The sequence below is a fragment of the Mycobacterium sp. genome, assembly GCF_049278535.1.
GTDB lineage: Bacteria > Actinomycetota > Actinomycetes > Mycobacteriales > Mycobacteriaceae > Mycobacterium.
Map to the genome: position 1 here is coordinate 1 of NZ_JBAPMI010000307.1, position 10,502 is coordinate 10,502.

Annotated in this window: 10 protein-coding genes; 2 read left to right on the top strand and 8 right to left on the bottom strand. The window is 66.3% G+C overall.

Annotation, left to right across the window (positions count from 1 at the left end; genetic code table 11):
* Positions 1–2,171 (top strand): ATP-binding cassette domain-containing protein (locus WAO18_RS20330; protein WP_422208036.1); only part of this gene is annotated, 2,171 nt, incomplete at its 5' end.
* Between the two features lie 4 nt (positions 2,172–2,175).
* Here the strand turns inward: WAO18_RS20330 and WAO18_RS20335 are convergent.
* The 6 genes from WAO18_RS20335 to WAO18_RS20360 all read right to left on the bottom strand — a co-directional run bounded on the left by WAO18_RS20335 (position 2,176) and on the right by WAO18_RS20360 (position 7,497).
* Positions 2,176–2,733 carry a pentapeptide repeat-containing protein gene (locus tag WAO18_RS20335; RefSeq protein ID WP_422208037.1) on the bottom strand — a complete coding sequence of 186 codons (558 nt, stop codon included), beginning with the start codon at positions 2,731–2,733 and terminating at the stop codon, positions 2,176–2,178.
* Positions 2,733–3,335, bottom strand: coding sequence for a GTP-binding protein (locus tag WAO18_RS20340; RefSeq protein ID WP_422208038.1), 603 nt, complete (start codon positions 3,333–3,335; stop codon positions 2,733–2,735). Before WAO18_RS20340 ends, WAO18_RS20335 begins: the two co-directional genes overlap by 1 nt.
* On the bottom strand, positions 3,316–3,699 hold the full coding sequence (locus WAO18_RS20345; protein ID WP_422208039.1) for a DUF742 domain-containing protein: 384 nt from the start codon (positions 3,697–3,699) through the stop codon (positions 3,316–3,318). The genes WAO18_RS20340 and WAO18_RS20345 overlap by 20 nt, the downstream gene beginning before the upstream one ends.
* A 6-nt stretch (positions 3,700–3,705) precedes the next feature.
* Positions 3,706–4,125: a roadblock/LC7 domain-containing protein gene (locus WAO18_RS20350; protein ID WP_422208040.1), complete on the bottom strand. Its 420-nt coding sequence runs from the start codon at positions 4,123–4,125 to the stop codon at positions 3,706–3,708.
* Positions 4,122–6,935 (bottom strand): ATP-binding protein, encoded by a 2,814-nt coding sequence (locus tag WAO18_RS20355; RefSeq protein ID WP_422208041.1) that lies wholly within the window; start codon positions 6,933–6,935, stop codon positions 4,122–4,124. Before WAO18_RS20355 ends, WAO18_RS20350 begins: the two co-directional genes overlap by 4 nt.
* 274 nt (positions 6,936–7,209) lie before the next feature.
* Entirely contained in the window at positions 7,210–7,497 is a 288-nt protein-coding gene (locus WAO18_RS20360) for a hypothetical protein (RefSeq protein WP_422208042.1), read from the bottom strand.
* A gap of 111 nt (positions 7,498–7,608) precedes the next feature.
* On the opposite strand from WAO18_RS20360, the gene WAO18_RS20365 reads away from it, so the two are divergent.
* Complete coding sequence (locus tag WAO18_RS20365; RefSeq protein ID WP_422208043.1) at positions 7,609–8,073, top strand: tRNA (cytidine(34)-2'-O)-methyltransferase; 465 nt, start codon at positions 7,609–7,611, stop codon at positions 8,071–8,073.
* A gap of 150 nt (positions 8,074–8,223) precedes the next feature.
* Here the strand turns inward: WAO18_RS20365 and WAO18_RS20370 are convergent, their stop codons facing one another.
* The gene (locus WAO18_RS20370; protein ID WP_422208044.1) at positions 8,224–8,868 is read right to left on the bottom strand and encodes a nitroreductase family protein; all 645 of its coding nucleotides are present in this window, start codon (positions 8,866–8,868) and stop codon (positions 8,224–8,226) included.
* A gap of 178 nt (positions 8,869–9,046) precedes the next feature.
* On the bottom strand, positions 9,047–10,502 hold a 1,456-nt coding region (locus tag WAO18_RS20375; protein ID WP_422208045.1), incomplete at its 5' end, for an OB-fold nucleic acid binding domain-containing protein.

A 10,502-nucleotide genomic window follows, 5' to 3' on the forward strand; every position in this document is an offset into this window, starting at 1 on the left:
GGCCGGCACCGTCGCGCCCCTATCCCGGTGCCCCGCCGCCACCGGGTTACCAAGCCCAGCGTCCGCCCGGCTACCCGGCGAGCCCGCCGCACCAGGCGCCACCACCGGCCCGGCAACGGGTGCCTCCGATGCAGATCGTCCAACCAGACACCCGAATGGCACCGCCGGCGATCAGCACGCCGCCCGAGGTCGGCAACCTGGCCACCAAGATGATCCAGGCGATCCTGCCCGGGTCGTTGACCCCGGACAAGCCACCGGGGTCGGCGACGATCGGCCGCGCCAACGACAACGACATCGTGATCCAGGACGTGTTGGCGTCGCGCCATCACGCGTTCCTGGTCGATTCGCCGCTCGGCACCGAGATCCGGGACGCACACAGCGTCAACGGCACCTTCGTCAACGGCGTGCGCGTCGGCTCGGCGGTGTTGAACGAGGGCGACGTGGTCACGATCGGCAACATCGACCTCGTCTTCACCGACGGAAACCTCGTCCGCCGCACTGAGGCCGCGACGCGCAGCGGAGGCCTGGAGGTCAAAGGCGTTCACTTCAGGATCGACGGCAAGGAGCTCCTGGACGGAATTTCGCTGACGGCCCGGCCGGGCACGCTGACCGCGATCATCGGCGGGTCCGGCGCTGGCAAGACCACGCTGTCGCGGCTGATCGCCGGATACACCCGCCCCAGCTCGGGAACGGTCACGTTCGAGGGCCATAACATCCACTCCGAGTACGCGACGATGCGCAGCAGGATCGGGATGGTGCCGCAGGACGACGTGGTGCACCGCCAGCTGACCGTGAACCAGGCGCTCGGATACGCCGCCGAGCTGCGGCTACCACCGGACACCAGCAAAGAGGAACGGGCACAGGTCGTCGCGCAGGTGCTCGAGGAGCTCGACCTGACCAAGCACGCCGACACCCGCGTCGACAAGCTCTCCGGCGGCCAGCGCAAACGCGCGTCTGTCGCACTGGAGCTGCTCACCCAGCCGTCGCTGCTGCTACTCGACGAGCCGACCTCCGGTCTGGATCCTGCGTTGGACCGTCAGGTGATGTTGATGCTGCGCCAACTCGCCGACGCCGGCCGCGTGGTGCTGGTGGTGACGCACTCGGTGTCCTACCTGGACGTGTGCGACCAGATCCTGCTGGTGGCCCCCGGCGGCAAGACCGCCTTCAACGGGCCACCCAGCCAGGTGGGTGAAGCGTTGGGAACCACCAACTGGGCGGACATCTTCGCCAACGTGGGCGCCGACCCGGACGAGGCGAATCGCCGGTTCCTGGAACGAGGCGGCCGACGAGACTCGCAGGTGCCGGCAGCGGAGAGCCCGGCCGATCTGGGCGAACCCGTGCACACCGACCTGCTGCGCCAGCTTTCCACCATCGCGCGCCGCCAGGTGCGTCTGGTCATCTCCGATCGCGGCTACTCGGTGTTCTTGGCGGTGCTGCCGTTCCTGATCGGTGCGCTGTCGCTGACCGTGAAAGGCCCGAAACCCGGTCTGGGGCCTGCCGATCCGCTCGGTCTGGCGCCCACCCAGCCGCAGTACATCATGGTGTTGCTCAATATCGGAGCCGTGTTCATGGGCACAGCGCTGACCATCCGCGACCTGATCGGCGAGCGGCCGATCTTCAAGCGAGAACAGGCGGTCGGCTTATCCACCACCGCCTATCTGCTCGCCAAAGTCGCCGTCTTCTGCGCATTCGCGACCAGCCAGGCGGCGATCGCGACGATCATCGTCAGGCTCGGCAAGGGCGCGCCCACCGCGCACCCGCAGTTCTTCGACAACTCGACGTTCTCGCTGTTCGTCACCGTCGCCGGCACCTGCGTGGCCTCGGCCATTCTCGGCCTGATGCTCTCAGCAGTAGCGCAGTCCAACGAGCAGATCATGCCGCTGCTGGTGGTGTCGATCATGTCCCAGCTCGTGCTGGCCGGCGGGATGATCCCGGTGAGCGGCCGAGCGGGTCTCAACCAGTTGTCGTGGCTGACACCGGGGCGTTGGGGTTATGCCGCGGGGGCGTCGTCGATCGACTTCCCGAGCCTGGTCAAGGTCAAGCAGATTCCGACCAACGACCCGATATGGCAGCACTCCAAGCACATCTACCTGTTCGACATGGGCATGCTCGTCGCGCTGTCGCTGTTCTACGCCGGCTATGTGCGATGGAGTATTCGGCTCAAGCGTTAAGGCGTCACCGATCGCGCTCGCCGTCCATTCGCAACCCGTGGGCGGCGGCGTAGGCGAGCGCTTGTGCGATGTCGACCCGCACCCGGGTCAGCGACGCGGTGGTCCACAGCTGAGGGTCGACTACGGCACCGCGCAGATCGGCGTCGTCGAGACGCGTGCCCACGGTGCGCGCACCGGTGAGGTCGGCGCCGCACAGCACGGTTTTTCGGAGATCGGCTTCCACCAGGCTGGTTTCACGCAGCCGACAGCCGCTCAGGTCGAGGCCGCGAAGGTCGTTCCCGCCGAGCACCGCGAGCGTGAAGTCCACCTCGTCGAGGGTCAACGGCCGCATCCGGCATCGCTCGAAAACCGAGCCCAGCATGCTGCACTGACGAAAAGTGCTGTGCCACAAAGCGGTCAGCTTGAACGTGCAGTTACGAAACGCCGATCCCAGATGCTCTGACTCGGTGAGATTGACGCCGCTGAAATCGCATTCGGTGAACACCACGCGCTCGGTGCGCAGCTGGCTGAGATCGTCGTCGCGGAAGTCGCGGCCGACGAATTCGCAATCGGTCCAATGCACTACGCGGTGTGAGTCAAGCTTGCCAGTGCGTATTCGCTGACCGCGATCAAAGCGTCAGTGGCCGACCTGCGGTCCCTGGCGTCGATGTTGATCACGGGGACATGCGCGGGCAGCGTCAGAGCCTTGCGCACCTCGGCCGCGGGAAACCTTGGCGTGCCATCGAATTCGTTGACCGCGATGAGGAATGGCAGGTTGCGGTGCTCGAAGAAGTCGACCGCGGCGAAGCAGTCCTGCAGACGCCGGCAATCCACCAGGATGACCGCGCCGATCGCACCGCGCACCAGGTCGTCCCACATGAACCAGAATCGGCGCTGCCCCGGCGTCCCGAACAGGTAGAGCACCAAGTCCTCGTCCAGCGTGATCCGGCCGAAGTCCATTGCCACCGTCGTGGTCCGCTTGTTTGGGGTGGCGTCCATCATGTCGACGCCGGCGGACGCGTCGGTGACCATCGCCTCAGTCCGCAGCGGCATGATCTCCGAGACCGCGCCGACGAACGTCGTCTTACCGGCACCGAATCCCCCGGCGATGACGATCTTGGTGGACGCGGTTTCGCGCGACTTCGGATGCGGCGGGTTCGCCGCATCAAAGCGCTCGTAAGCCACGGAGCGTCCTTCCTATCAGTTCGCGGCGTTCATCGCGGGTCGAGCGTTCAGTCAACGTCCGGTTCACTCGAAGGTAACCCGAAGTGACCAGATCGCCGACCAACACGCGCGTGACACCGAGCGGCAAATTTAGCCGAGCCGATATCTCGGCCACCGACGGGCTCTTGACACACAGCTCAACGATTCTGCCCCGCACGTCGCCCCGAGGCCACCGGTGAAACATTGCCGATTGCAAGGTCTGCACCGGCGCTTCCAGCGGAATCTCGACGCTCGCCTTGGTTCGTCCGGCCGTCAATGTGTACGGCCGGACCAGGCTCGCCTCAGGCGGAGGCGGCTCGGACCCGAATGGCTCGCGCTTGTCCATGTCGACTCACGAGTGTGATGGAGCACGTCGGGACGATTGCACGACGTTTCCCACCCGTTCGACGAGAACAGCCATCTCATAACCGATTTGGCCGATGTCACATGATGTCGCGGCCAACGTTGCCAGATGCGACCCGTCACCAACCTGCATGAGCAGCAGGTAGCCGTTCTGCATCTCCACCACCGACTGCAAGACCTGGCCGCCGTCGAAGAGTTGCGCGGCGCCGTTGGCCAAGCTGGCCAGCCCCGATGAGACCGCGGCGAGTTGGTCGGCACGCTCCTTAGGCAGTCGTTCGCTGGCCGCCATCAGCAGCCCGTCGACGGATACCAGAATGGCGTGCGTCACCCCACCGACCTCGCGGGCGAAGTTCGACACCAGCCAGTCCAGGGAGTTTTCCGAGCGTGGCGGTTGGGAGCCTGAGGTCATTCGTGATCGGATCCTTGGTCAGTGTCGCGGGCATGCGATCGTCCTGCGCGGACGCCGCCGAAATGACTGCTGATGGACGCACGGACAGCATCGGGGTCTCGCACCGGGGCCTCGTGCGAGGGGGTACGCCCAGAGTCGAATCCGCCGTTCGATGCTAACCCGTCGTCATCAACGGCACGGTGGTGCGCGGTTCCGTTCTTCCCGCTGTCGGCACCGCCCGGCACCAGCCGGGCACCGGGCTCGCGGACCGGCAGGCCCTGTTCGGTGTGAGCCTGCACGGGCAGGCTCTCCACCTCGGCGGCGGCTGACCAACCACGGTCCCACACCGACTGCCAATCCAGATCGGGGCTCTGCACCAGCTCGCGCGGGTCGACCAGCCATTCCGAGAGCATCCGCTGGTAGATCACGTCGTCGTGGGACGACTCGCTCGACGGCGCCGGGGCCTCAGCGTTCCAGACGTCGTCGGCCTCCGGCGAATCGGCCTGAGCCACCGGTTCCGGTGCGGCCGGCGCGACTGCCGGCGGCTCGGCCTTGGCTGCTTGCCGCTTCTCCCGGGAGAGGCGAATCCGTGAGCCGAAGAACGATGAGGTGTTCGAAACCGGCTGTGCCACAGGCTGTTCCGGTGTCGGCTCGACGTCGTCCGGAGCAGGTGATGGCTCGTGGTGCGCCGGCTGATCCGGCGGCGCGGCCGGTACACCGGTGATGCCGCTGCTCCCGGGCTTGCGCCGCGGCAACAGGCTGATCGAAGACTCGGTCGAGTCCGAACCGTTGCGCTCGGTGTCGTCGGTGAGCGCGCCGAATTCCGGGCTGTCGCCGTAGTCCGGCGCAGCGGCCGCCGGCTCGTCCGGCACCGCAAACGGCGTCATCGCGGCCGGTTCCAGTGGTTGCGACGGAACGGCATCGGCGCCCGCCAGCACGGTCGCCGGGAGGTACACCTCGGCCGTGGTGCCCGACCGGGCGTCCTCGAGCGACGAGCCGCGCAGCCGCACCCGGATACCGTGCCGGTCGGCCAGCCGTCCGACCACGAAAAGACCCATGTGGCGGGCGCTGTCGGGGCTGACCTCTCCACCGGCCCGCAGGCGCATGTTGGCGATGCGCCGGTCGCCATCGGTCATACCCAGTCCGACATCGACGATCTGCAGCAGGACAGCGCCGTCGCTGCGGAACCCGGCCGAGACCCGGACCGGCGACGCAGGCGGCGAGTACCGCAGGGCGTTGTCGATCAGTTCCGCGAGCAGGTGCGCGATGTCGCCGGAGGCGGCGCCGCCGATCGTGCAGTCGGGCACCATCGACGTTTCGACTCGGCGGTAGTCCTCGACCTCGGAGGCGGCCGCGTGGATGACCGACGACAGCGGGACCGTGGTGCGCTGATCTCCCCGCGAGGTCTGCGCGCCGGCCAGCACCAGCAAGTTGGCGCCGTTGCGGCGCATCCGGGCGGCGAGGTGGTCGAGACGGAACAGGCTGTCGAGCCGCTCGGGGTCCTCCTCGTTGCGCTCGAGTCGGTCGATGAGCGAGAGCTGCTGGTCGACCAGCGAGCGGTTGCGCCGCGACATGGTTTCGAACATGTCGTTGACCAAAATCCGCAACCGGGCCTCGTCGCCGGCCAAAAGCAATGCCTGCGTGTGCAATTCGTCGACCGCGTGCGCGACCTGGCCGATTTCCTCGGTGGTGTGGACCGGCAGCGGCTCGGGAGGAGATTCATCACCGGCCCGGACCCGGGCAATCTCGCGCTCGAGGTCCTCGTGCGCAACTTTCAGGGCGCCGTCGCGCAGCACCCGCAACGGCCGGACCAGCGAGCGCGCCACCAGCAGCACGACGATGAGTGCGGCGATGATGGCCGCCACCACCAGAACGGTGTCGCGGATCGCGGCATTGCGCCGGCTGTGGGCCTGGTCTTCGACGGCCCTGGTCACCTTCGCGGTGGTGTCCTTGATGATCTGCGCGGCGATGCCGTCAGTGGTTTGCACCGAGTGCAGCAGGTCCGGGCTGTTGACGAGCTTGGTCGCCGGATTGGACATCAACCCCATCCGGGTGACCATCTGTTGCTGCAGGTTCTTGGCCTCCTGCGAGCCGACGCCGAGCACCTCAGCCATCCCGAACAGCGTTGACGGCTCGGTGCCGGCAAGGGTGATCATCGAGGTGCGCAGCTCGGGCTCGGGCAGGTCGGCACCGCGGGTGATCAGCAGCTGCTGCATCATCATTTGGCCGCGGGCCCCGACTGCCCGGCTGAGTCCCTGCGCCGCAGCGCGGATCTGCTCGCTGTCGACACGTACCGAGCCGTCGATGGCATTCTCGGCGGTCAACAGGATGGGCGCGTACGTCGTGACCCGCACCCGCAAACCGAGGGTGTTCTTCGCGACGTTGTCCAACAGCGCCTGGCCGCCGTCCAGCATCGCGTCCACACCCGCGCTCACGTCTGGGGCGACGTTCGTCCCGGCCAGCCGGGCCTCCAGCTCGTGCTTGCGTGCGTCGTAGTTCTTCTTGGCACCCTCGACATCACCACCGGTCGAGGTCGCCAGCAACGCCACATCGAGCGCCGACATGTATTTGGTAATCGCCGGAACCATCTCGGCGCGATCGGCAGCTAACCGAAGGCGGTGCGCGTCGCTTACCGCACTCGCGATACGCAATCCTCCGAAAACCATCGCCAATACCAATGGCAAGGCGACAATTGCCACGACTTTCCACCGCACCGGCCAATTGCGAAGCGACCACGTCGGCGGTCGCTTTGACGATGCGGATTCGGCGCTTTCGTTAACTGCAGTCCGACTTTTAGCCGGTGCGATCGCCCGCGAAGCGCGGGCAAACATGGTCACCGGACCGGCGCGGGGTTAGCGTCCGCTCCGCCGAATCGCAGTGTTAGCGCGTCGTTCATGAGACTTCCTGCTAATTGCGCTCGCCCCGAGCGACGGGCAAGCGATATACGCCTGGCAATTGCACGAGTATGCCAGGCTGCGGCTGCAGAGACCACAATTCTTACTGAACAGACAGAGTTCAGCGACCCGCGTCAGAGACCGCGGACGATAGCCGAGCAAATTTTTCGGAGTCAGTTATCGCGGTACTTAGCCGCCCTGGTAAAGGCGCTCAGAGACCGCCGCACTGGGCCGGGCCGCTGAAGATCGTTGCCCAGGGCGGGCAACTGGGGTCGCGCGGCTTCGGGCCCTGCTCGATCTGCATGTGTGGCCCGGGCGGAAAGTCGTCGCTGGCCCAGTGAAAGTCGTGGCAGCCACCGGTGTCCCAATCTCCCACCACATTTCCTGGCATCGGCTGCCCCGGACACCAACACGCCGAATATTGGCCGCAGCCGGGCGGGTTGGCCGTAGCGATACCTGCGGTCAGTCCCAGACCGGTCAGCCAGAGGCCACCGGACACCGTTACCGCCGCTGCACACCCTGCGATTAATCGGTTCATAAACCTGGGATTTTGCTCGCGCGCAGCTTTGCGCGCATCGGGCAAATGCCCCATTTCCGGTTACGGTGTGTTGTGTTCAAGCTGCTGTTTTACTCGCCGCGTATCGCGCCCAATACCGGCAATGCAATCCGCACCGCGGCGGCCACTGGAACAGAACTCCACCTCGTCGAGCCGCTGGGCTTTGACCTGTCCGAGCCCAAGCTGCGCCGGGCCGGGCTGGATTACCACGACCTGGCGTCGGTCACCGTCCACCGGTCACTGGATGACGCCTGGACGGCGCTGCGACCACAGCGGGTTTTCGCCTTCACCGCGCACGCAACGCACCTGTTCACCGACGTCGGATACCAGGCCGGCGACGTGCTGATGTTCGGTCCCGAGCCCACCGGGCTCGACGCGGCGACGTTGGCCGACCCGCACATCACCCAGCGGGTGCGCATTCCCATGTTGGATGGACGTCGTTCGCTCAATCTGGCCAATGCCGCCGCGGTCGCAGTGTACGAGGCGTGGCGGCAACAGAGTTTCGCCGGCGCCGTCTGATTAGCGTCGGTCAGATGGGATTAATGCGTTTGTCAGCCGACTCATCAACGCGCCGCTGTTGGGAAAAGTGTTCGGGCGCAGGCTGATTGTGATTCGGGACGGCGCACGAGTCGGGCCGCGTCTCGTTAAGGGTGCGATTCGCCGGGTGACTTACCAGCTGTTCCAGTGCGTGAGTTGCTCGGCCGGCAGCCGTTTGGCCGGCTTGAAATCGGTGCCCTTGGTGTACGCGATCGGGAATAGGCCACCCTGGCTGTACTTGTCGTAGGGGATGCCGAGTAGCTCGGCCACCTTCTGCTCGCCGCCGCGAATCAGGTGCAGCGTCGTCCAGCAGGTGCCCAGCCCGCGCGAGCGCAACGCCAGGCAGAAGCTCCAGACGGCGGGGTGCAGCGACGCCCAATAGCCCGCTCCGCCCATCGGCTGCTTGTCTTCGCGGCCTTCGATGCAGGGGACCATCAACACCGGCGCCTCGTGGATGTGCTCGGCGAGATAAGACGCGGAATCCCTGACCGCGCCCATCCGCTCGCCGCGGGTGTCGCCCTCGCCGTATTCGGTTGACGGCGACTTCAGGTAGCCGCGGGCGTTGTCCAGGTAAATCTCGCCGATTGCCCTCTTCTTCTCCGCGTCCTCCACGAAAACCCATTGCCAGCCTTGCGAATTGGAGCCGGTGGGCGCCTGCAGCGCCAGGTCGAGGCACTCCATCAGGACCTCGCGCGACACCGGCTTGTCGAAGTCGAGGCGCTTGCGGACTGAACGGGTGGTGGTGAGCAGTTCGTCGACATAAAGGTTAAGGGCCATGTGCGCGAGGTTACTCATGCCGCGACGTCACACTGTTCCCGCCCGCACCCTCAGCTGACCCGGAGGCGGTTCCGGAATTGGGTTCGCATGCGATATCACTCTGGCGCGCCGCGCTGGTGATATCGCATATGGCCACGAAATGAAAAAGCATCAGCACCTAGACGTGTGACACAAGTGGTCACCGGAAGTCACGGGACTTTGATCCGATCTTCAGGGTGAGCTTGGCGAACCGCTCGGCCATGACAGTGACTGCGCCACTGGCATTTTGGACCTGACCACGGACCAGCAGTGCCGACGCCGACTGAGCCAGCTTGCGGTGGCGCGCCCACAACCCCGGCGTACAGAGCACGTTGACCATCCCGGTCTCGTCCTCGAGGTTGATGAACGTCACCCCCTGAGCAGTCCCGGGCCGCTGCCGGTGGGTGACCGCCCCGGCCACCAGCACGCGCGACCCGTCGGGCACCGAGAGCAGATCGGCGGCGGGCACCACTCCCATCTCGTCGAGATCCGACCGCAGGAACTGGGTCGGGTAGCTGTCCGGCGAGATACCGGTGGCCCATACGTCGGCCGCGGCCAGTTCCACCTCGCTCATCCCGGGAAGTGCCGGTACATGCGACGACGAACCCACCCCAGGCAAGCGATCCGGACGTTGGGTGGCGGCCGCACCGGCCGCCCACAGTCCCTCGCGCCGCGACATCCCGAAGCAGCGCAGCGCTCCTGCGGTTGCCAGCGATTCGGTCTGCGGCACCGACAGCTGAACCCGAGTCGTCAAATCCAGCAGAGAACTGAAGGGGCCGTTCGCCTTTCGATCCTCAACCAGCTTTTCGGCCAGGGCATCCCCAATGTGACGGACGCCACCCAGGCCCAGCCGCACCTCCGTTCCGGAGTTCTCCAGCGTGGCATGCACCAGGCTGGCGGCCACACAAGGGCCGTGCACCGTCACCCCATGCCGGCGGGCGTCTGCCACCAGCGACTGCGGCGAGTAGAAGCCCATCGGCTGCGCACGCAGCAGCGCCGCGCAGAACGCCGCAGGGTGATGCAGTTTGAACCACGACGAATAGAAGACCAGTGACGCAAAGCTCAGCGAATGACTCTCCGGGAAGCCGAAATTGGCGAATGCCTCCAACTTTTCGTAGACCCGGTCGATCACCTCGTCGGCGGCGCCGTGCACGCGCCGCATGCCGTCGTAAAACCGGCCGCGCAGCCGTTGCATGCGTTCGGTCGACCGCTTGGATCCCATGGCACGGCGCAGCTGATCGGCCTCGGCGCCGGTAAAGCCGGCGCAGTCCACCGCGAGCTGCATCAGTTGTTCCTGAAACAGCGGCACTCCCAACGTCTTCCGCAACGCCGGCTCCATCGACGGGTGGTCGTAGACGACCGGGTCGAGGCCGTTGCGCCGCCGGATGTACGGGTGCACCGATCCGCCCTGGATGGGCCCGGGCCGGATCAACGCCACCTCGACCACCAGGTCGTAGAACACCCGCGGCTTCAGCCGCGGCAACGTGGCCATCTGCGCACGCGACTCCACCTGGAACACCCCGACGGAGTCGGCGCGCTGCAACATCTCGTAGACCGCGGGCTCGGACAGGTCCAGCGTGGCCAGGTCGACCTTGAGGCCCTTGTGCTCGTCCACC